Here is a 20,120-nt window from a genome sequence, read left to right as displayed (position 1 = left end):
AGGGGCGTTCAATGATCCTGGGGATCGTGATGGCAGCGCCAGCAGATATCGAAGTTGGCGCCGTTCTCCTCCCCGCACTGGCCGCACAGCCAGCCGTTGCCCTGGCGCTGCTGGTAGCGCTCGATGATCCGGCCCGCCCGCTGACGATCCCGCTCGTTCACCATCAGGGTCACTTGCAGCAGATCCACCGGCAGCTCCCCGAGCGCGCCGGAGAGCCCTTCGCCGCTGAGGCGCACCCTGACTCCCTCTACCTCCAAGGCCCCTTTCAGGGCATGCGCCTCCAAGGAGTGAGAGGCGCGATACAAGTTAATCCACTGATCCATACGTTGTCCTCGAAACCCTTGCCAGTGCCATCATCACCAGCACTACCATCATTCCAGGGCGAGCATCTTCCGGGAGCGAGATGCCCGATACAGATTCATCCACCGCTCCATACGTTGTCCTCGAAACCCTTGCCAGTGCCGTCATCACCAGCACTACCATCATTCCAGGGCGAGCATCTTCCGGGAGCAAGATGCCCGATACAGATTCATCCACCGCGCCATACGTTGTCCTCGAAACCCTTGCCAGTTCAATCATCGCCGCATCGGGCTCTTCACAGCAGCTTGTCGATACCGTAAGCCGGGCCGTTGGCCACCAGAAAATCGATGAATGCCCTCAGCTTGCGCGGCATCAGGCGCCGCTCGGGAAACAGCAGGTAGATGGGTACCCTGGGTTGCTGCCACTCCGGCAGCAAGGAGACCAGCGTCCCGTTCGCCAGCTCATCATGGCACAGCATGGCGGGCAGGGAAGCCAGCCCCAGCCCCGCCTTCGCCGCCTCCCTGGCACAGGTGATGTTGTTGACCTGGAAGCGGGACGGGGGATCCACCAGCACTTCACGATCATCCAGCTCGAAACACCAGTGCGAGGCGAGGAACCCCGTGCTGACCGCGATCCGCTCGTGATGCACCAGATCGGCGGGCCTCTGGATCACCGGGTGGCGCGCCAGATAGTCCGGGCTGGCACACAGCAGCCGCTCGGTGCTCCAGAGACGCCGCGCCGCCAGGTTGGAGTCGCTCATGTCGCCGACCCGCACGATGGCATCCAGCCCCTCGCTGATGGGATCCACGATGCGGTTGGTCAGCTCCAGCTCCACCTTCATGCCCGGATAGGCTTGCAGGAAGTTCGCCACCAGCCTGCCCACTACCAGCTGTCCCGTCTCGATGGGCACCGCCAGCTTGAGGGTCCCCGTCACCTCCTGCTGGCTGGCACTGAGCATCAGCTCGGCCTGGGCCAGCTCCTCCACCGCCTTGCTGCAGCGTAGATAATATTGTTCACCGGCTTCCGTCAGGGTGAGCTGCCGGGTGGAGCGATAGAGCAACCGCGCGCCGAGACGCTGCTCCAGCTCGGCAATGCGGCGGCTCACCGTCGCCTTGGTCATGCCCAGCTCCTGGGCAGCGGCGGTAAAGGAGCCCTTGTCGACGATACGAACGAGGATTAAGGCAGCATTCAGGTCCATTGTTTCACCAGTGAAACTGTATATCTCATGAATGGATACTAATCGAAACAGTTGCACGATGTTAGCCTGCCCGCCACAGTTCAGGAAAACCAATATCATGAGTCAACACAAGAAGATCCCCCTGCTGGCCGCCCTGGTGCTGGCCCTGCTCGGCCTGCTGTTTGCCGGTTACTGGTATCTGCATGGCCGCTACTTCGAGAGCACCGACAACGCCTACCTGCAAAGCGAGGTGACCGGCATCGGTTCCAAGCTCTCCGGCTACATCAGCGAAGTACTGGTGACCGACAACCAGGCGGTGAAGGCCGGCCAGCTCATCGCCCGGCTCGACGACCGCGAATACAGGACCAAGGTGGCGGAGGCCGAGGCCGATCTGCACCTCAACCAGGCGACGGCGGATAACCTCGCCGCCACCCGTATCCAGCAGTTGAGCCTCATCCGCCAGGCCGAGGCAAAAGTCAGCTCGGCCAATGCCGAGCAGGTCCGGGCCCAGCAGCAGGTGCGCCGGGTCAGCCAGCTCAATGAGCGTCACTACAGCTCCCAGGACAGCCTGGACGAGGTGCGGGCCGGCTTGCAGGTCAACCAGGCCCAGGCACTGGAGGCCAAGGCCGCCCTGCAGGCCGCCCGCGAGCGGCTGCTGGTGCTGGATGCCGAAGCCAAGCAGAACCAGGCCAGGCTGGCATTGAGCGAGGCCCAGCTTGAACAAGCCAGGCTGGAACTCGGCTACACCGAGCTGCGAGCCCCGGCTGACGGCATCATCGGCAAACGCAGCCTGCGGGAAGGGCTCTACGTCCAGTCCGGTATGCAGGTGGCCAGCCTGGTGCCCCTGAGCCAGGTGTGGGTCGAGGCCAACTTCAAGGAGACCCAGTTGCAGCACATGCAGCCGGGCCAGAAGGTGGAGGTGATCCTGGATGCCTATCCGGATCAACCGGTCGAGGGGATCATCGACAGCCTCTCTCCGGCCACCGGCGCCAAGTTCGCCCTGCTGCCGCCGGAGAACGCCACCGGCAACTTCACCAAAATCGTGCAGCGGGTACCGGTCAAGATCCGCATCCCGGATCCGGGCTCCCTGGCGGGCAAGCTGCTGCCCGGCCTCTCCACCGAGGTGATCGTCGACACCCGCACCCCTGATCCCGTGGTGGCCGCCCACTGATGGACGCCATACCACGCCGCAACTGGATCGCGGTCATGGGGGGCCTCATCGGCGCCTTCATGGCCATCCTCGACATCCAGATCACCAACGCCTCCCTGAAAGACATTCAAGGGGCGCTCTCGGCCACCCTGAGCGAGAGCTCCTGGATCTCCACCTCCTATCTGGTGGCGGAGATGATCGCCATACCGCTGAGCGGCTGGCTGAGCCGGGGACTGAGCGTGCGGCGCTACCTGCTGTGGACCACGGGCGCCTTCATCGTCGCCTCCGTGCTCTGCTCGTTCAGCTGGAACCTCACCAGCATGATCGTCTTTCGGGCGCTGCAGGGCTTTACCGGCGGGGCCCTGATCCCCATGGCCTTCTCCCTCATCGTCAGCTTGCTGCCGCTGCACAAGCGAGCCACCGGCATGGCGCTGTTCGGCCTGTGCGCCACCTTCGCCCCCGCCATCGGCCCGACCCTGGGGGGCTGGCTGACGGAGCAGATGTCCTGGCACTACATCTTCTATCTGAACGTGCCGCCCGGCCTGCTGGTGATGGCCATGCTGGCCCACGGGCTGGACAGGAAGCCGGTGGACTGGGAGGTGATCAAGCGGGTGGATCTCATCGGCATCCTCACCATGGCGGTGGGGCTCGGCCTCCTGGAGGTGGTGCTGGAAGAGGGCAACCGGGAGGACTGGTTCGGCTCGAGCTTCATCGTGCGGCTCACCGTCATCTCGTTGGTGGCCCTGGTGTTCTTCGTCATCAGCCAGTTGCTGCGCCGCCACCCCCTGGTCAACCTGCGGCTGCTGCACAACCCGCGCTTCGCCCTGGCCTGCTTCGCCTACCTGGTGCTCGGCATGGGGTTGATGGGCTCCATCTATGTGCTGCCCCTCTACATGACCCAGATCCACAACTACAACGCCCTGGAAATCGGTGAGGTGCTGATGTGGATGGGGCTGCCCCAGTTGCTGGTGCTCCCCCTGGTGCCCAAGCTGACCCACAAGATAGATCCGCGCTATCTGGTGAGCTTCGGCTTTCTGGTCTTCGCCATCAGCTGCTTCATGAACGTGAACATGAATGCCGACTACGCCGGGCCCCAGCTGATCCAGTCCCTCATCGTGCGGGCCCTGGGGCAGCCCTTCATCATGGTGCCCCTCTCCCTGGTGGCGACCGCCAGCCTGACGCCGGACGAGATCCCCTCCTCCTCTACCCTGCTCAACGTGCTGCGCAACCTGGGGGGCGCCTTCGGCATCGCCATCATCGCCACCCTGATCGACAACGACACCCGGACTCATGTCAGCCAGATCGGCAGCACCCTGGCCGCCACCAGCATCGAGGGGCAGGCCTATCTGATGCAGCTGGCCCAGAACATGATGGCCCAGGGAGCCGGGCCGGAGCAGGCCCAGTTGCAGGCCCGGGCCATGCTGTCGAACACCATCAGCCGCGAGGCGGCCATCATGGCCTACAACCAGGTGTTCTACGTGATGGGTATCTTCCTGCTCGTCGCCAGCGCCCTGATGCTGCTGCTCAAGCAGCCGGCCCCGAGGGACCCTGACGCAGAATCGGTCGAGGCGTGAAAGGTGGGGATCACATAGCAAAACGGGCCAGAAGGCCCGTTTTTCATGGCTGCCCGCTGGTCAGCCCGCCAGGGAGGCGGCGATCAGGAACTGGGCCGCGAAGTAGCTGCTCATGATCCAGGCCGTGGCATGGGGGAAGGGGCGGCGGAATCTGTCCAGCGCCAGCATGCTGTCGGAGAAGAGGAACATCAGCGCCCCCACCAGGGCGGCGGCGCTGCCGGCAGTGAGAGAGGCATGCCAGGCACCGGCAGCCACCCAGGCCATGGCGATGATCACCAGCATGTAGCAGAAGACGGGGATCCTCATCTCGCCGAGCTGGCCCCACAGGAGCCCGAACACCATGCCGGCCACCAGCAGAAGCAGCAGGCCGTCCACCAGCTTGAGCACCAGGGGCCCCTGGGCGAAACCGACGATGTAGCAGAGGTGAGCGACAAAAAATGCCGCCAGCCCCTGGATGAAGCGATCCCGTGGCAGCATCAGCAGCACGTCCCCCGCCAGCGACAGGCAGAGACCGAGCAGGATCCAGGCGTGGGAGCCGTTGTGATCGTCGCCCTGGTAGCCAAACGCCAGGGCGATGATGAACAGCATGGTCAGGGGTTTGCTGATGTAGAACTGACGGGAGTCTGAGCCGTAAGCCGCGCGGATGTGCCACCAGCCCGATGCGATGATCAAGAAACTCAATAACATGCCCTGCTCCTCACCGGCTGCTCACCCTGGGGCGGCAACCTCTTTAGTGCCCGCAAGAGTAGCAAATTCCCCCGGCCAGTGGCAGAGGCTGAAGCAGATGGCACCCTACACCTAAAGTCTAATTGCCCCCATCTCCGCCCTCGGGCATAAGAGACAGCTCTGGAGGATCACCATGGAAGACGCTATGACCAACTACCTGCCCGCTATCGACATCATGATGTGCCATCTTGGCATCAGCTTTGAACAGGCCTGCGAGCAGCTTGGCCTCAGCCCGCAGGAGCAGCAGACCCTCGACCAACTGCAAAAACAGAAGCAGACCCAGTCCAACTGATGCCCTGGACTGATGGCCCGAAGCGGCCGGCATCACAGTCCAGCATAAAAAACGGCGCCCGAAGGCGCCGTTTTTTATTGGGTGATGATCAGGGTCGAGCGACCCGGCGGCGTTGCAGCCAGACCACGGCCCCGAACAGCAGGAAGCCCGGCAGCCACATCAGCTCCTTGGGCCAGCGCTCGGTGGGCGCCTTGACGCTCAGGATCTGCTGATCCATCTCCAGCCCCAGATCGGCCGCCTGGCTACCGAAGGTGACGGTGTCGATCAGGATCTTGCCGTCCTGCTCATAGGTCTGGATCCCCAGCTTGGTCAGACGATCCTCACCGCTCGCACCATCCGGCACCGGCAGCAACACAGTGAAGCGGCGCAACTTGCCCACCGCATCTTCCCCTTCCATCCGCAGGCGCAGGGTGCTCTCGGCCTCCACCTGACCCATGGTCTGGACCAGCTCGGCCGGGGCGGTGTCGCGATACGGGTCGTGCAGCAGATCCATCCAGAAGCCAGGACGGAACAGGGTGAAGGCCACCAGCAGCAGCAGCAAGCTCTCGTACCAGCGGCTCTTCACCAGGAAGAAGCCCTGGGTGGCGGCAGCGAAGATCAGCATGGCGATGGTGGCCACGAAGAAGATCAGCACGCCGTGGGAGAAGTCCACGTTGATGAGCAGCAGATCCGTGTTGAAGATGAACAGGAACGGCAGCGCCGCGGTACGCAGGCTGTAGTAGAACGCCGTGATCCCGGTCTTGATGGGGTCGCCCTTGGAGACGGCGGCCGCGGCGAACGAGGCCAGCCCCACCGGCGGGGTCACGTCCGCCATGATGCCGAAGTAGAAGACGAACAGGTGCACCGCGATGAGCGGCACGATGAGGCCGTTCTGCTGACCCAGGGTGACGATCACCGGCGCCAGCAGGCTCGATACCACGATGTAGTTGGCAGTGGTCGGCAGCCCCATGCCGAGGATGAGGCTCAGCAGGGCGGTGAGGATCAGCATGAGCAGCAGGTTGCCCATGGAGAGGAACTCCACCAGATCCGCCAGCACCAGGCCGACCCCGGTCTGGGAGACAGCCCCGACGATGATGCCAGCGGTGGCAGTGGCGATGCCGATGCCGATCATGTTGCGGGCACCGGCAATCAGCCCCTCGCGCAGGTCCACTACGCCATCGGTGAAGGAGCCGTAGTCATGCTTGCCGTCGGTGCGCAGCCAGTTCAGCAGCGGTCGCTGAGTCAGCAGGATGATGATGAGCATCACCGACCCCCAGAAGGCCGACAGGCCGGGAGAGAGGCGCTCCACCATCAGACACCACACCAGCACCACCACGGGCAGCAGGAAGTGCAGGCCGGAGAGCAGCACGGCGCGGGTCTCGGGCAGCTCGTCCAGTGGCTTGTCCGGGTCTTCCGCCGGCAGCGGTGCGTTGCTCGCGGCGATCTTCAGCAGTCCGAGATAGGCGACGGCCAGCAGCACGCTGATCCCCGGCAGGGCATAGTCACCCAGTACCGGCTTGAGCCAGCCCAGACCGTAGTAGACCGCCATGGAGAGGCCGCTGATGAGGGCGGCACCGAAGGCGAAGCCGGTCAGGCGACGCAGCCAGGGGCGCGGCTGACGGTTGCCGATGGGCTGCATCCCGAGCTTGAGCGCCTCGAGGTGCACGATGTAGAGCAGGGCGATGTAGGAGATGGCCGCCGGCAGGAAGGCGTGCTTGATGATCTCCACATAGGGGATGCCCACGTACTCCACCATCAGGAAGGCAGCAGCCCCCATGACCGGCGGCATGATCTGGCCGTTGACCGAAGAGGCCACTTCCACCGCGCCGGCCTTCTCCTTGGAGAAACCGACCCGTTTCATCATGGGGATGGTGAAGGTGCCCGTGGTCACCACGTTGGCGATGGAGGAGCCGGAGATGACGCCGGTCAGTGCCGAGGCGACCACGGCCGCCTTGGCCGGGCCGCCGCGCAGGTGACCCAGCAGGCTGAAGGCGAGCTGGATGAAGTAATGGCCCGCACCGGCACGCTCGAGCAGGGCGCCAAACAGCACGAACAGGAAGACGAAGCTGGTGGAGACCCCAAGGGCGATGCCGAACACCCCTTCGGTGGTGATCCACTGGTGGTTGGCCAGCGCATGCAGGCTCACCCCGCGGTGGGCCAGCAGGGAAGGCATCCAGGGACCGGCCAGGCTGTAGGCCAGGAAGACGATGGCGATGACCGCCAGGGCCGGGCCCAGGGCGCGGCGGGCCGCTTCCAGCAGGAGCGGGATGCCGACGCAGGCCACCGCGAAGTCCATGGTGGTCAGGTTGCCAGGACGCTGGGCAAGCTCCTGGTACATGACGAACAGATAGCTGGCGACGGCGGCACCGACGAGACCGAGGGCGATGTCGGCAAGGGGAACCCTGTCTCGCGGTGAGCTGCGCATGGCCGGGAACACCAGGTAGGCGAGCAGGATGGCGAAGGCCAGGTGAATCGAGCGTGTTTCAGTGTCGTTGAGGACGCCGATGCCGAGGGAGAAGGGCAGCGGCGAGGCAATCCAGAGCTGGAACAGGGACCAGATCAGCGCAAGACCCGCGATGATCCAGCTCATGGGGCCGACGGGCAGCCTGGCGCCGACGTCCTGGGCGATCAGCTCCTCGGCCGAGAGCGCCTCTTGTTGTTGTGTTTGCTGCATAGTGTGACTCTGTAGGTACTGCAATAAATGAGACTCGCTCCCCCGAAGGAGGAGCGAGTCCGGGGCACATCCGAAGACGCAGCCGGATTACATCCAGCCACGTTCCTTGTAGTAACGCACAGCGCCTTCATGCAGCGGAGCGGAGAGACCCACCTTGATCATGTCGGCTTCCTTCAGATCCGCGAAGGCCGGGTGCAGGCGCTTGAAACGGTCCAGGTTGTCGAACACGGACTTGACCAGCTGGTAGACCACTTCCGGGTCAGCCTTGGCGCTGGTGGAGAGCACCGCCTTGCCACCGATGGACGGGGTCGGGTTCGGGCTGCCCTTGTAGAGACCACCCGGGATCTCGGCCTTGCTGTAGTAGCTCTTCTCGGCCAGCAGCTTGTCGATCTCGGGGCCGGTGACCGGTACCAGCACGGTGTCCGTGGTGGTGGAGGCTTCCTGGATGGCGCCGTTCGGGTGGCCGACGAAGTAGCTCATGGCGTCGATGTTGTTGTCACCCAGGGCAGAGGCCTGCTCGGCGGGTTTCAGTTCGGAGACCAGGCTGAAGGCGGATTTGTCCCAGCCCTTCACGGTCATGATCTCTTCGAAGGTGTCACGCTGACCGGAACCCGGGTTGCCGATGTTGACGCGCTTGCCCTTCAGGTCGTCGAAGCTGGCTACCTTGGCGTCCTTGCGGGCCAGGATGGTGAACACTTCGCTCTGCAGGGAGAAGACGGCGCGGATGTCATCCATCGGACCTTCGGCCTTGAACGGCTCGACGCCCTTCATCGCCTTGTACTGGTGGTCGGACTGCATGATGCCGAAGTTGAATTCGCCGGAGCGGATGCCGTTGACGTTGGCAACACCACCGCCACTGGCCGGGGCGTTGCACTTGATCTGGTGATCGGCGGCGCCGCGGTTGAGGAAGCGGCAGATGGACTGGCCCGCCACGTAGTAGACGCCGGTCTGACCGCCGGTGCCTATGGTCACGAAGCGCTCCTGCGCTTGCACCGGACCACCAAACGACACACCGACCAGAGCCGCCGACAAGGCGCACGCCAAGGATAATCCTTTCATGTTCTTCATCCTTTTCATTGATTTATTTCACCCGTTTCCCGGGAGAATATGAGACAGACCCGCACCAATACTGGGTTCGCCTATACGACCTCGTACGAGGAAATGGTCGAGCAGCACGCGCCCTTCCAGAAGCCACCATCATCCTGCAGTGAGATAATCAGCGTCATGCCGATCGGAGGTGATCTGACCAGAAACGGGTCAGTTCAAAAGCATTAACGCCCCGATTAAGCACATAACACCAACATAAATCAAACAAAACAGCAAAATGGCGGATTTAAATAGCGAGAAGTTTGAAGCGGATCATTAATTTCTCAAGGGCAGATTAATTACATGAACTATCAAAGGGAAGCAATAAAAAGCACGCCCAGATTCTTTCGCAACCCTTGACTGGCAAGGATTAGAAACCTGGTCCGTTATATTGCGAAGTGCTTACTGAACAGCATAAACACGACGTTAATGACGCTTTTGTCGCCAAGATGCAAAAACCCCGATCCGGGGCTGCCGGAACGGGGTTTGGTAACAAGCTGATTTCATTTGGGCCCGGCCATCACGCCTTGCTGCCAGCCAGCTCCAGAATGAAGGCGAACTCCAGGGCGATGTCCTCATAGGCCTTGAAACGGCCCGACTTGCCGCCGTGACCGGCCTCCATGTCGGTGCTGAGCAGCAACTGGTTGTCGTCCGTCTTCAGCTCACGCAGCTTGGCCACCCACTTGGCCGGCTCCCAGTATTGCACCTGGGAGTCGTGCAGCCCCGTGGTCACCAGCAGATTCGGGTAGGCCTGGGCCTTGACCTGATCGTAGGGGCTGTAGGCCTTCATGTAGTCGTAGTAGCGCTTCTGGTTCGGGTTGCCCCACTCGTCATACTCCCCTGTGGTGAGGGGAATGGACTCGTCCAGCATGGTGGTGACCACGTCGACGAAGGGCACCTGGGCCACCACGCCCCGATAGAGCTGGGGCGCCTGGTTGATGACGGCCCCCATCAGCAGGCCGCCGGCGCTGCCTCCCATGGCATAGACCTGATCCCTGGCGCCGTAGCCTTGCGCCACCAACGCCTCGGTCACGTCGATGAAGTCGTTGAAGGTGTTCTGCTTCTTGAGCAGCTTGCCCTCTTCATACCAGGTGCGGCCCAGCTCCTCGCCACCCCGGATATGGGCGATGGCGTAGACGAAGCCCCGGTCCAGCAGGCTCAGGCGTGAGCTGCTGAAGTCCGGGTCCATGCTGGCGCCGTAGGAGCCATAGCCGTAGACCAGCAGGGGATTGGTGCCTGCCCCCCCCCCTGCCTTCTTGAACTTGTCCTTGCGATAGACCAGCGACACCGGCACGGCCACGCCGTCACGGGCGGTGATCCAGAGCCGCTCGCTGGCATATTGCGCAGGCACGAAGCCCGCCACCGGCTGCTGCTTGAGCAGAGTCCGCTTGCCGCTGTCCATGTCCAGCTCGTAGGTGGAGGACGGCGTGGTCATGGAGGAGTAGCCATAGCGCAGGGCGCTGGTGTCCGGCTCCGGGTTGTAGGCAAGCCAGGTGACATAAGCGGGATCGTCGAAGGCGATCTCCTTCTGTTCGCCGCTCTGCCAGTTGACCTGACGCAACCGGGTCAACCCCTGGCTGCGCTCCTCCAGCACCAGCCAGTCCCTGAACAGGGCATAGCTCTCCAGCAGCACGTCCGGATTGGGGGCGATCACCGCCTTCCAGCGATCCACCGGGCTCTCCTTGGTCTCATAGAGGCCGAAGTTCTTGCCGTCCTTGTTGGAGCGCACATAGAAGCGACCACGGTAGTGATCCAGGCTGTATTCGTGATCCACCTGACGGGGCAGGAACAGGCGTGGCGTCTGGCCCGGCACATTGGCATCAATGAGGCGCGCCTCGCTGGTGGTGGTGCTGGAGAGGGAGATGACGATGAAATCTTCCGAGGTGGTGGCGTAGAGGCTCACATAGAAGGAGTCGTCCTTCTCCTCGTAGACCAGGATATCCTTCGCGGGGTCCGTGCCCAGCTCGTGGCGATAGACCTGGTAGGGCAGCAGGGTCTTGGGGTGCTTGCGCACGTAGAAGACCGTCTTGCTGTCGTTGGCCCACACCAGGTTGCCGGAGGTGTTCTCGAGGGTGTCGGCGGCCCAGGCGCCGCTCTCCAGATCGAGGAACTGGATCCTGTATTGACGGCGGGAGAGATAATCTTCCGCCACCGCCAGCCAGCGGTTGTTGCGGCTCACCTCGAGCGCCCCCAGGGCATAGAACTCGTGGCCTTCGGCGCGCTGGTTGCCATCCAGCAGCAGGGCGGAGGCCCCGTCCCCTTCCACCTTGCTGCGGGAGTAGATGGCGTACTCCTTGCCCGGCTCGTAACGGGTCTGATAGCGGTAGCCGTTCTTCACATAGGGGACAGACTCGTCCTGCTGGGGAATGCGGGCCACCATCTCCTTGTAGAGCTGCTCGCGCAGCGGCTTGATCGGTGCGAGCATGGCCTCGGTGTAGGCATTCTCGGCCTTGAGATAGTCCAGCACCTCGGGCTTCTGCCGCTCGTCGTCACGCAGCCAGTAGTAGTTGTCGACGCGCGTGTCCCCGTGTTTTTTCAGGGTATGGGGGTGCTTGGCAGCCACCGGGGGGACAATGACAGGCTGGGTGGAAGTATCGCTTGTAGGCATGGCGGACTCTTCGTTGGCATGGGAACAGGGCGCAGCAAGCAGGCAAGCCAGCAGCAACCCCCGGGAAAAGGTGAACATGTCGCATCCTTTGCGCTGTCACAGGGCCGCCCCTCCCGCTGGTGCTGCAGGCATCCAGACGGCACACCGGCAGGCAGTGGGAAAAGCGTCCCTGAGAAAATAAAAATTGGCGATCAATCTGCCCCTTGTCGCCCGGGGTTGCAAGGGCTCCCCGGACATTACCCCCCAAATCGACGAAAAAGGGCCGCCATCTCGCGATGGCGGCCCTCCTCCCTGACCGTGGGTGACACGGGTTCGCTCAGGTGTGCCTCACATGATGGAAGTGTGTCTGCTCACGGTCAGCATCCATCAGCCGGGGTAGCTCGACCAGACTTTGGTCGCGCCCTCGTCACTGATGCTCAGCACCTGATAGGGCTGACCCGGAATATCCATGCCCGGCGCACTCTGGGGCATCCCCGGAATGGTCAGACCGCGGATCGCCGGTTTTTCCTTGAGCAGCTTCTGCACGTCGGCAGCGGGCACATGCCCCTCCACCACATAGCCATTCACCACCCCGGTGTGGCAGGAGGCCAGCTGCGGGGTGATGCCATGCTGCTGCTTGATCGGGTCAAGCTGCTCGGTTTCCACGACCTTGACCTCAAAGCCGTTCTCTTCCATGTGCTTGATCCAGGTCTTGCAGCAACCGCAATACTGGGACTTGTAGACGGTCATCTGCCCGGTTGCCAGAGCAGAAAAACTGACGGTACCGGCCAGCACGGCCAGTAACAGGGACTTGTACATATCTCACCTCGGTTAAGAAGAAATGCCCGGAAAGGGAAACTCGACTCAGCCGTGGTGACGGGGCGGACGCTCGAGACGCTCCAGGGGCGCCTCCGGCATGAACAGAGAGGGAGAGAGGTATGTCGGCCTGTCGGGCTCAAGCCGGGCAACCGTCAGGCTGTCGCTGGTGAGCACCGTCATGGCGAGCGCCGAGGTGAAGCTGCCGCAGGGCATGGCTTTTTCCAGGGTACGCTCGCTCTGGCTGCAATGGGGCGTCAGGGTACAGAGATCGGCGGCCGCACGGCTGCCAAACGACATCAGCACCAGCACCAGACTCCACAGTGGGAGCCAGCGGCGGGCGCGAGCGAGTTGGCGACGGGTCAGGACCATGAGACGACTCAATGACGAAAGAGGGCCTATGGTAACCCTTGGCCCAGGGGGAGGGTCAACCCCTCCCCCGTTTGCATCAGGGTTGCTGACGGGTGGCTGCCAGCACGATCTCCCGCACGCAGACGTTGGCCGGCTGGTGCCAGGCGTAGAGCACGGCGTCGGCGATCACCTCGGGGGCAATGACGCCTCCCATCTGATCCTTCCAGTCGTGGTAGCCCGCCTTGATGCTCTCGTCCGTGGTGTGGCTGAGCAGCTCGGTTTCCACCGCGCCCGGAGCGATGGTCACCATCCGCACGCCGACATCGGCCACCTCTTCCCGGATATTCTCGGTCAGGGCGTGAACGGCGAACTTGGTGGCGCAGTAAGCGGCATGGTTCGGGAAGGTCTTGCGACCGGCGATGGAGCTGATGTTGATGATGGTGCCGCTGCGGCGGGCCTTCATGCCGGCCAGTACCGCATGCACGCCATTCAGAACCCCCATCACGTTGATGTTGAGCATCTGCTGCCACTCGGCGGGATCCTGCACGTCGGCCTGTCCCAGCAGCATGACGCCGGCATTGTTGACCAGACATCCCACCGGGCCGAATTGCGCCTCCGCCTGCGCCACGGCGGCCTTCATGGCGGCGGTGTCGGTGACATCGACCCCGATGCAGAGGGTATCGGGCAGGTTCAGCGCCTGCATGGGCTCGACCCGGCGGGCCAGCAACAGCAGCGGATGGCCGGCGGCGGAGAAGGCGCGGGCAATGGCGGCACCGATCCCGGCGGACGCGCCGGTGATCACCACGAGGGACTTGGACATGGAGTTTTCCTTCTGATGCGTTGAAATGGGCGTCAAACAAGGGCTGGCCAGCACGGGACCCAGTCACTATAGTCGCTACATCCATCGGCGATAAATATAGTTTTCCGCTGGTTATCATCTGAATTAACTATGGTATCCCCATGCTGGACCTGAGATTGCTGCGCTTCTTCATCGCCATCTATGAAGAGAAGAACATCACGGCGGCGGCAGCCCGCTGCCACGTGAGCCAACCCTCCCTCTCCGCCGGCCTTCGCCAGCTCGAAGAGAGCCTGGGGGACAGCCTCTTCATCCGGGGCAAGAAGGGGGTGGAAGCGAAGGATCCGGCCCACTATCTCTATCCCCACGCCGTCAAGCTGGTGGAAGAGGCGCGTCGCCTGCCGACCCTGTTTCGCCAGAAGGCGACGCGTGCGAGACTCAACATGGCCATCATGCCCGACCTCAGCCGCCGTCGGCTGGCGGGATTGCTTCGGCGGGTGCAGGGGGTACTGCCCGAGCTGGATCTCACCCTCTCCGATTACGGCACCCCGGCCGACTGCCGGCTGACCCTAGATGCCCTGCGCCGGGAGGACGAGATCTTCCTGCCGCTCTGGGAAGAGGAGTACGTGCTGTGCGTTCCCAGGGGACACCCTCTTGCGGGCAGGGCGCGTATCGAGCTGGCTGAGTTGCAACATTATGATTTTATTGAGTGTCCCCCCTGCGAAGCCCATCAGCAAACCATAGGCCTGCTGGCCTGTGACCGGCTCACCCTCAATCTGGTGGCCAAGGCCGAGAGCAAGGGGCTGGTGATGGCGCTGGTGCTGGCCGGTGTGGGCATCAGTTTCCTGCCCGACGGGCTGGTGGAGGACGAAGCGGGCCTGTGCACCCTGCCCGTGAGCGGCCCCCGGATGTTCCGCCGCATCGGCCTCTGCTACCCCGCCCACCAGACCCTGAATCCGGCGCTGCGCGCACTGATCCCGGAACTGGCGGGCCAGGGAGCTTCTTGATAACGTTTCAGCTCACAGTCTGTCGCATGTGCCGGCAGCAGACCCTCTTCAGGAATCCCATGAAACGCATTCTGATCATCTTTTCACACCCGGCACTGCAGAGTTCCCGGGCCAACAAGCAACTGCTGCACGCCATCGAGGGGCTGGAGGGGATCACCCTGCACGATCTCTGCCAGCGCTATCCGGACATGTTCATCAACGTGAAACGGGAACAGGCCCTGCTGGCGGAGCACGACATCATCGTCTTCCAGCACCCCTTCTACTGGTACTCCTGCCCGGCCATCATGAAAGAGTGGATGGACCTGGTGCTGGAGTACGGCTATGCCTACGGCCCCGAGGCCCATGCCCTCAACGGCAAGCAGTGGCTCAGCGCCATCACCACGGGGGGCGGCCCCGAATCCTACTGCCGCGCTGGCTACAACCAGCGCCCGCTGCTCGACTTCCTGCTCCCCTTCCAGCAGACCGCACAGCTGTGCGGCATGCGCTGGCTGCCCCCTTTCGTGCTGCACTCCTTCCACAAACTCGAGGATCCCGAGGCGCTGCGCCGCTGCGGCCAGGACTATCGCCAACTGCTGTGCGCCCTGCGTGACGAGCAGCTGACCCCGGCCCAGCTGGCCGAGAGCCCCTATCTGCGCGATCTGCTGGGGGTACTCCCATGACACACACTCGATCCGGGCGCAGGCCCGGCCAGCCCTCACCGGCATTCATCATGTTAAGGAGGAGCCGCTGATGGGACATGGATTGCTGTTTGATGCCCTGATCTACCTCTCGGCGGCGGTGATCGCCGTCCCACTGGCCAAGCGGTGGGGGCTGGGCTCCGTCCTTGGCTACCTGCTGGCGGGGATCATCATAGGTCCCTTCCTGCTTGGTCTGGTGGGCGAGCAGAAAGACGTGATGCACTTCGCCGAGTTCGGGGTGGTGCTGATGCTGTTTCTGGTCGGTCTGGAGCTGCGCCCGGCCCTGTTGTGGCAACTGAAAGGGCCCATCCTCGGCACCGGTGGTCTGCAGGTGCTGCTCACCAGTGTCGCCCTGACCGGGGTGGGTTATCTTTTGGGTCTGCCCTGGCAGCAGGGGCTCGCCATCGGTCTCATTCTTGCGCTCTCCTCCACCGCCATCGTGCTGCAGAGCCTGCAGGAGCGCAAACTGATGCAGAGCGAGAGCGGCCGCTCCGCTTTCGCCGTGCTGCTGTTCCAGGACATCGCCGTCATCCCCATCCTGGCGATCCTGCCGCTGCTGGCCATCGCGCCGGTCGCCAGCAGCGGCAGCTCAGAGCTGGCAGGCTGGCAGCACGGCCTGCTGGTGGTGGCCGCCATCGCCGGCATCGTGCTGGGTGGTCATTACCTGATGCGGCCGGTGTTTCGCGCCATCGCCCAGTCCCACATGCGGGAGATCTTCGTCGCTGCCGCCCTGCTGCTGGTGATCGCCATCGCCGTGCTGATGGAATCCGTCGGCCTCTCCCCCGCCCTCGGCTCCTTCCTCGCCGGCGTGGTGCTGGCGGACAGCGAATACCGCCACGAGCTGGAAGCGGACATAGAGCCGTTCAAGGGGTTGCTGCTCGGCCTCTTCTTCATGTCGGTGGGTGCCGGCATCGACTTCAGCCTCTTTGCCGCCCATCCCCTGTTGATCCCGGCACTGGTGATCGGTCTGATGGTGCTCAAGTGGCTGGTGCTGATGGGGCTCGGCTTTGTCATTCGCCTCTCCCCGAACCAGCGCTGGACCTTCGCCCTGGCCCTGGCCCAGGGCGGGGAGTTCGCCTTCGTGCTGTTCTCGTTCGCCGCCCAGAACAAGGTACTGCCGGGCAGCACCATCTCACTGCTGACTCTGGTCGTCGCCCTCTCCATGGCGCTGACACCGCTGCTGCTTATCCTCAACGATCGGGTGATCCAGCCCTGGTTCGACTACCGCAACCAGAGTGACACCCCCGAACATGAACAGCCCGAGCTGGTGGAACACCCGGTCATCATCGCCGGCTTCGGTCGCTTCGGTCAGATAGTGGGGCGCCTGCTCCACGGCCATGGTATTGGCACCACCATCCTGGAGCAGGATGCCAGCCAGATAGAGATGCTGAGAAAGTACGGCTACCAGGTGTTTTATGGGGATGCCAGCCGACTCGACCTGCTGCACGCGGCCGGCGCCCACAAGGCCAAACTGCTGGTGCTCTCCCTCAATGACCCGGCCACCTCCCTCGAAGTGATCGAGATGGTGAAAAAGCACTTCCCGCACCTCAGAATACTGGCCCGTGCCCAGGATAGACCCCATGCCCACGAGATCCTGCGCCACGGGATAGACAGCGTGCACCGCGAAACCCTGGGGTCGGCCGTGGATCTTGGGGTAGAAGCACTCACCCTCTTGGGATTCAGGGCCAATCAGGCCTGGCGTGCGGGGCAGATGTTCAAGCAGTATGACAACCGGCTGCTGCGGGAACAGGTCAACTACCTGGACGACGAGCACACCTATATCAACAAGAGCCTGCAATACCGCGACATCCTCTCCGACCTGCTGCAAGACGATCAGGAAGGACAGGAGCGTACCCACGCCCATCAATGGAACAGCGGTCTGCCCGACAACGACAAGGAAGCAACATGATTGCCTATTACCCCATGCTCAAACACCTTCACATGACCCTGGCCCTGGTCAGCCTGCTGCTCTTCCTCTACCGCTGGAGCCTGGCGCTGGCGGGCAGCGGGCGGCTGCAACAGAAATGGTTGAAGGTGCTGCCCCACATCAACGACACCTTCCTGCTGCTGTTTGGCGTGCTGCTGGCGGTGACCCTGCAGATGAGCCCTGGCCAGCAGCCCTGGTTGATGGCCAAGCTGATTGCCCTGGTGATCTACATCGGCCTGGGCGCCATGGCGCTCAAGCGCCCTGCCCGCGGTCAGAAGCTGGTGGCCGGAGTGGCCGCTCTCGCAGTATTCGGCTACATGGTGGGCGCAGCCATCACCAAATCAGCCTGGTCCTGGCTGGCATAACGACGTGTCGAGGTGGGGGCCCGTCCCCCACCTCCTTCCCACCTCCCCCTCCTTACTGCTTCCATTTCCTTCCTGTCACCCTGGTCGCGAGCATCCTCGCAAGGCTTGTTTTCAATAAAAAAAGGGCTCAAACAACCCCTTTTGCTTGTTGTTTTGTTTTATTTATCAATGGCTTGATTCTTCATGTATGAAAATGGCGACAGTTGTCGCAGCAAAACTTGCGACATAGACTGTCGCAGGCCATGGCTAGGATACACTCAACGCTAAACCAGTGAAGGCATGCACCATGAGTAAGAAGCTGTTACGACAACTGACCTTGGCGCGTTGCATCCCGCACCGCCCTTACAAGCTGACCGCCAGCCAACTCCAGGTAAAACTGGAAGAGGAAGGCATTCACGTCAGTCTCCGTACCGTGCAACGGGACCTGGAAGAGATGTCCGGCATGGGACTGTTCGACCTCACCTCCGATGAGCGCAGCAAGCCTCATGGCTGGTGCTTCGAGCGCCATGGTCTCAATGACTTTGCCAACATCATGCCGCTCTCGCTGGCAGTGGCCCTGAAAACTTGGAGCGACCAGGCAAGCCAACTGTTGCCGGCAAGCGTGCTGACCGAATTGAACCCGCTGATCGACAAGGCTGGTCAGGTGATCCGCGACAGCCAGAGCGAACTGGCCGAGCGCTGGCTGGAGAGCGTGCACCAGTCACCTCGCCCCTTCGCCGGCAATCCGGAGATCCGCCGCAGCACCCTGATCCGCGACGCCCTCTGGCGTGGCCGCAAGTTCAGCGCCGAGATCCAGCGTGTCATCAAGGAGCGTACTGTCTGGCTCTGCTATGACCGCATCAATCCCCTCGGCATCCTGAACCAGCCCGATGGCCCCATCCTGCTCTGTACCCTGTCCGAGCTGGATCCCAAGGTCTACGGCATTCCGTTCGATCACATCAAGAACGTGGAGTTGACCAACTTCAGCGCGACCCAGCCGAAGGACTTCAATATCCAGAAGCTAATCCGCGACCAGGGTTATCAGGACGTCAGCGGTCCGATCCGCTTCGTCGGGCGCATCGATGCCAACTGCCCGACACTGATCGATGGACAAATCCCGGGACATAACCCGCGCATGACCCGTTACGACAAGCGCAGCGTGGTGGTGGAGACCGAAGTGCAGGATACGCCCGAGTTCCGCTCCTGGCTGAACAACATGAGCGGCAACCTGGAGGTGCTTGCACCCGAATCACTGCGCAAGGCCTACCCGACTCCTGGGACAAGGGTCAGCTAAAGAAACCAGCAGACAATACAAAGCCGAGATTTATCTCGGCTTTTGTCTACTTTTAAAGCATAATTATTCAATTAATTTTGAACTCTTACACCCCTGATTGAAGCGGCTGTACCATCGTTTTCCTACCGATTTCTGCTTGTAAGAGATCTGCCATTCCCCCTGTAAGACCCCTCAGTGTTGAACCGTACGTGAAGCCATCCCGCACTGGGTATGCTTTCCATGGAAACTATCTAAGCAACTGATAAACTTAGATAATATTCCACACAAGCCCATTTCTGCACCGCATGTCACGGAACCCAAGCCGAATGCACACCTTGTTCGAGCCCGTAATTGCCTTAGTATGGGTCTCACAAGGACGAGCTGATTCGGCAGGATGCAGAAACAGCGCATAAACAAGGAATAGCCTGCAGGATGTGGGCAAGGAACACCTCGGGATGGGGTTGATAGCCAGGATGGTTATCACAAGGATCGACAGGACAACCGCAGGATGCGGTAGTTGGATACCTCTGGATGAGGTTGAGTGGCACGGATTGTCGCTCATCAAGGATGAAAGGACACCGCAAGACGCGGTCAGGAACAGCTTCAAGATGAAGTGTGATAGCCAGGGTGGTTATCAGTCAGGATGACGCAGGAACACCACGGGATGTGGTAATGGACACCTCCAGGAAGGAGAGGGTGAAGCAATCAGGACAGATTGCCAGGCTAGGAAGGCCACAGGACACCCCAACGGATTGGGAAGGGGAATTTCCAAAGGAAAGGATAGCGTCAAGGATTGCAGGGAGCATGGCAGTTCAGGGAATGGACGAAATGACTTGAGGGGACAGCATCTGCTGTCCCCTTTTCTTTTGTGCACCCCATGCCCGCGACACAACAGAAAGTGGAATCAGCCTGAGCGGTCCTACAACATCACGCTTTTACCAGATATCCTCTGCATCCTGGATAACCCCATCAGACTCAGCCACAGTAGCGCACCTTACCTTTCCTGCGCCCTCCCTCGTCTATGCTCAGCGACATCCACTAGACCCTCAGAACGCAGCAGATCAGCCGCGGCCAACCAGCCAGAGTGCTCCTGGCGACTGATTCCAGGTAACAATGGCCACTGGCTTCTGCTCAGCCAGGCGGATTGTTGAGTCATCCCTAAACTGTCTATATGTGTGACCACAAATGAAGCGTGGATGCCATTCGGCAAGACGGAGATGGTCGTGTAGGGAGGTGAGGATAACCCGGCCAAGCCACCTGGCACTGAGGATAAGGGATTGGGTAAATGTCAGAAAGCAAAAAGGCCTTCCCGATAGGGAAGGCCTTTCAATTTAGTGGCGGAGCGGACGGGACTCGAACCCGCGACCCCCGGCGTGACAGGCCG

Annotated in this window: 18 protein-coding genes; 8 read left to right on the top strand and 10 right to left on the bottom strand. The window is 62.1% G+C overall.

Translation table 11 applies throughout. The features are described 5' to 3' along the window. Positions 1 to 8: 8 nt before the first annotated feature. From AB5Y80_RS06275 to AB5Y80_RS06265, 3 genes are read right to left on the bottom strand one after another with little or no spacing between them, the layout of a single operon-like run. Positions 9 to 323: a DUF2007 domain-containing protein gene (locus AB5Y80_RS06275; RefSeq protein WP_010672587.1), complete on the bottom strand. Its 315-nt coding sequence runs from the start codon at positions 321 to 323 to the stop codon at positions 9 to 11. Continuing rightward, entirely contained in the window at positions 307 to 579 is a 273-nt protein-coding gene (locus AB5Y80_RS06270) for a hypothetical protein (RefSeq protein ID WP_324047720.1), read from the bottom strand. Before AB5Y80_RS06270 ends, AB5Y80_RS06275 begins: the two co-directional genes overlap by 17 nt. 16 nt (positions 580 to 595) lie before the next feature. After that, the gene (locus AB5Y80_RS06265) at positions 596 to 1,498 is read right to left on the bottom strand and encodes a LysR family transcriptional regulator (RefSeq protein ID WP_010672586.1); all 903 of its coding nucleotides are present in this window, start codon (positions 1,496 to 1,498) and stop codon (positions 596 to 598) included. 97 nt (positions 1,499 to 1,595) lie between these two features. Between AB5Y80_RS06265 and AB5Y80_RS06260 the strand changes: the two genes are divergently transcribed. Then, positions 1,596 to 2,648, top strand: a complete 1,053-nt coding sequence (locus AB5Y80_RS06260) for an HlyD family secretion protein (protein ID WP_043154430.1) — start codon at positions 1,596 to 1,598, stop codon at positions 2,646 to 2,648. Continuing rightward, positions 2,648 to 4,201, top strand: coding sequence for a DHA2 family efflux MFS transporter permease subunit (locus AB5Y80_RS06255; RefSeq protein WP_368172672.1), 1,554 nt, complete (start codon positions 2,648 to 2,650; stop codon positions 4,199 to 4,201). The genes AB5Y80_RS06260 and AB5Y80_RS06255 overlap by 1 nt, the downstream gene beginning before the upstream one ends. Before the next feature lie 60 nt (positions 4,202 to 4,261). Here AB5Y80_RS06255 and AB5Y80_RS06250 read toward each other — a convergent pair whose 3' ends face one another. Further along, a complete protein-coding gene (locus AB5Y80_RS06250) occupies positions 4,262 to 4,888 on the bottom strand; it encodes a lysoplasmalogenase (RefSeq protein WP_039040401.1) in 627 nt (208 codons plus the stop codon). A 172-nt stretch (positions 4,889 to 5,060) separates the two neighbouring features. On the opposite strand from AB5Y80_RS06250, the gene AB5Y80_RS06245 reads away from it, so the two are divergent. Next, entirely contained in the window at positions 5,061 to 5,219 is a 159-nt protein-coding gene (locus AB5Y80_RS06245) for a hypothetical protein (protein ID WP_005332188.1), read from the top strand. 88 nt (positions 5,220 to 5,307) lie between these two features. Here AB5Y80_RS06245 and AB5Y80_RS06240 read toward each other — a convergent pair whose 3' ends face one another. The 6 genes from AB5Y80_RS06240 to AB5Y80_RS06215 all read right to left on the bottom strand — a co-directional run bounded on the left by AB5Y80_RS06240 (position 5,308) and on the right by AB5Y80_RS06215 (position 13,532). Further along, positions 5,308 to 7,872 carry a TRAP transporter permease gene (locus AB5Y80_RS06240; RefSeq protein WP_368172671.1) on the bottom strand — a complete coding sequence of 855 codons (2,565 nt, stop codon included), beginning with the start codon at positions 7,870 to 7,872 and terminating at the stop codon, positions 5,308 to 5,310. Positions 7,873 to 7,959: 87 nt separating this feature from the next. Beyond that, positions 7,960 to 8,931, bottom strand: coding sequence for a TAXI family TRAP transporter solute-binding subunit (locus AB5Y80_RS06235; protein WP_029313514.1), 972 nt, complete (start codon positions 8,929 to 8,931; stop codon positions 7,960 to 7,962). 547 nt (positions 8,932 to 9,478) lie between these two features. Continuing rightward, entirely contained in the window at positions 9,479 to 11,644 is a 2,166-nt protein-coding gene (locus AB5Y80_RS06230) for a S9 family peptidase (RefSeq protein ID WP_368172670.1), read from the bottom strand. Between the two features lie 288 nt (positions 11,645 to 11,932). After that, complete coding sequence (locus AB5Y80_RS06225) at positions 11,933 to 12,364, bottom strand: DUF411 domain-containing protein (protein WP_010672577.1); 432 nt, start codon at positions 12,362 to 12,364, stop codon at positions 11,933 to 11,935. Positions 12,365 to 12,409: 45 nt separating this feature from the next. Further along, entirely contained in the window at positions 12,410 to 12,733 is a 324-nt protein-coding gene (locus AB5Y80_RS06220) for a hypothetical protein (protein ID WP_319861866.1), read from the bottom strand. A 76-nt stretch (positions 12,734 to 12,809) separates the two neighbouring features. Continuing rightward, entirely contained in the window at positions 12,810 to 13,532 is a 723-nt protein-coding gene (locus tag AB5Y80_RS06215) for an SDR family oxidoreductase (protein ID WP_042881944.1), read from the bottom strand. 140 nt (positions 13,533 to 13,672) lie between these two features. Between AB5Y80_RS06215 and AB5Y80_RS06210 the strand changes: the two genes are divergently transcribed. From AB5Y80_RS06210 to AB5Y80_RS06190, 5 genes are all read left to right on the top strand, one after another. Beyond that, positions 13,673 to 14,515, top strand: coding sequence for a LysR family transcriptional regulator (locus tag AB5Y80_RS06210; RefSeq protein ID WP_042015287.1), 843 nt, complete (start codon positions 13,673 to 13,675; stop codon positions 14,513 to 14,515). 59 nt (positions 14,516 to 14,574) lie between these two features. Beyond that, positions 14,575 to 15,174, top strand: a complete 600-nt coding sequence (locus AB5Y80_RS06205) for an NAD(P)H-dependent oxidoreductase (RefSeq protein ID WP_266136296.1) — start codon at positions 14,575 to 14,577, stop codon at positions 15,172 to 15,174. Between the two features lie 70 nt (positions 15,175 to 15,244). Next, the gene (locus AB5Y80_RS06200; protein ID WP_010672573.1) at positions 15,245 to 17,101 is read left to right on the top strand and encodes a monovalent cation:proton antiporter-2 (CPA2) family protein; all 1,857 of its coding nucleotides are present in this window, start codon (positions 15,245 to 15,247) and stop codon (positions 17,099 to 17,101) included. After that, the gene (locus tag AB5Y80_RS06195; RefSeq protein ID WP_103259350.1) at positions 17,098 to 17,484 is read left to right on the top strand and encodes a SirB2 family protein; all 387 of its coding nucleotides are present in this window, start codon (positions 17,098 to 17,100) and stop codon (positions 17,482 to 17,484) included. The genes AB5Y80_RS06200 and AB5Y80_RS06195 overlap by 4 nt, the downstream gene beginning before the upstream one ends. 286 nt (positions 17,485 to 17,770) lie before the next feature. Beyond that, positions 17,771 to 18,757 carry a YafY family protein gene (locus tag AB5Y80_RS06190; protein WP_029313511.1) on the top strand — a complete coding sequence of 329 codons (987 nt, stop codon included), beginning with the start codon at positions 17,771 to 17,773 and terminating at the stop codon, positions 18,755 to 18,757. The last annotated feature ends 1,363 nt before the right edge of the window (positions 18,758 to 20,120 follow it).

The organism is Aeromonas sp. R2-1 (assembly GCF_040908425.1).
In the GTDB taxonomy this organism is placed as follows: Bacteria; Pseudomonadota; Gammaproteobacteria; order Enterobacterales; family Aeromonadaceae; genus Aeromonas; species Aeromonas caviae.
Note: the sequence above shows the minus strand (reverse complement) of the source record. Positions and strands in the feature narration are given on the sequence as shown.

Excerpts from the sequence above, each read along its gene's own strand:
- AB5Y80_RS06205 (WP_266136296.1), top strand. The coding sequence starts at position 14,575 with ATGAAACGCATTCTGATCATCTTTTCACACCCGGCACTGCAGAGTTCC.
- AB5Y80_RS06245 (WP_005332188.1), top strand. The coding sequence starts at position 5,061 with ATGGAAGACGCTATGACCAACTACCTGCCCGCTATCGACATCATGATG.
- AB5Y80_RS06230 (WP_368172670.1), bottom strand. The coding sequence starts at position 11,644 with ATGTTCACCTTTTCCCGGGGGTTGCTGCTGGCTTGCCTGCTTGCTGCG.
- AB5Y80_RS06225 (WP_010672577.1), bottom strand. The coding sequence starts at position 12,364 with ATGTACAAGTCCCTGTTACTGGCCGTGCTGGCCGGTACCGTCAGTTTT.
- AB5Y80_RS06195 (WP_103259350.1), top strand. The coding sequence starts at position 17,098 with ATGATTGCCTATTACCCCATGCTCAAACACCTTCACATGACCCTGGCC.
- AB5Y80_RS06275 (WP_010672587.1), bottom strand. The coding sequence starts at position 323 with ATGGATCAGTGGATTAACTTGTATCGCGCCTCTCACTCCTTGGAGGCG.
- AB5Y80_RS06250 (WP_039040401.1), bottom strand. The coding sequence starts at position 4,888 with ATGTTATTGAGTTTCTTGATCATCGCATCGGGCTGGTGGCACATCCGC.
- AB5Y80_RS06200 (WP_010672573.1), top strand. The coding sequence starts at position 15,245 with ATGGGACATGGATTGCTGTTTGATGCCCTGATCTACCTCTCGGCGGCG.
- AB5Y80_RS06265 (WP_010672586.1), bottom strand. The coding sequence starts at position 1,498 with ATGGACCTGAATGCTGCCTTAATCCTCGTTCGTATCGTCGACAAGGGC.
- AB5Y80_RS06260 (WP_043154430.1), top strand. The coding sequence starts at position 1,596 with ATGAGTCAACACAAGAAGATCCCCCTGCTGGCCGCCCTGGTGCTGGCC.
- AB5Y80_RS06210 (WP_042015287.1), top strand. The coding sequence starts at position 13,673 with ATGCTGGACCTGAGATTGCTGCGCTTCTTCATCGCCATCTATGAAGAG.
- AB5Y80_RS06240 (WP_368172671.1), bottom strand. The coding sequence starts at position 7,872 with ATGCAGCAAACACAACAACAAGAGGCGCTCTCGGCCGAGGAGCTGATC.
- AB5Y80_RS06235 (WP_029313514.1), bottom strand. The coding sequence starts at position 8,931 with ATGAAAGGATTATCCTTGGCGTGCGCCTTGTCGGCGGCTCTGGTCGGT.
- AB5Y80_RS06255 (WP_368172672.1), top strand. The coding sequence starts at position 2,648 with ATGGACGCCATACCACGCCGCAACTGGATCGCGGTCATGGGGGGCCTC.
- AB5Y80_RS06220 (WP_319861866.1), bottom strand. The coding sequence starts at position 12,733 with ATGGTCCTGACCCGTCGCCAACTCGCTCGCGCCCGCCGCTGGCTCCCA.
- AB5Y80_RS06215 (WP_042881944.1), bottom strand. The coding sequence starts at position 13,532 with ATGTCCAAGTCCCTCGTGGTGATCACCGGCGCGTCCGCCGGGATCGGT.
- AB5Y80_RS06190 (WP_029313511.1), top strand. The coding sequence starts at position 17,771 with ATGAGTAAGAAGCTGTTACGACAACTGACCTTGGCGCGTTGCATCCCG.
- AB5Y80_RS06270 (WP_324047720.1), bottom strand. The coding sequence starts at position 579 with ATGATTGAACTGGCAAGGGTTTCGAGGACAACGTATGGCGCGGTGGAT.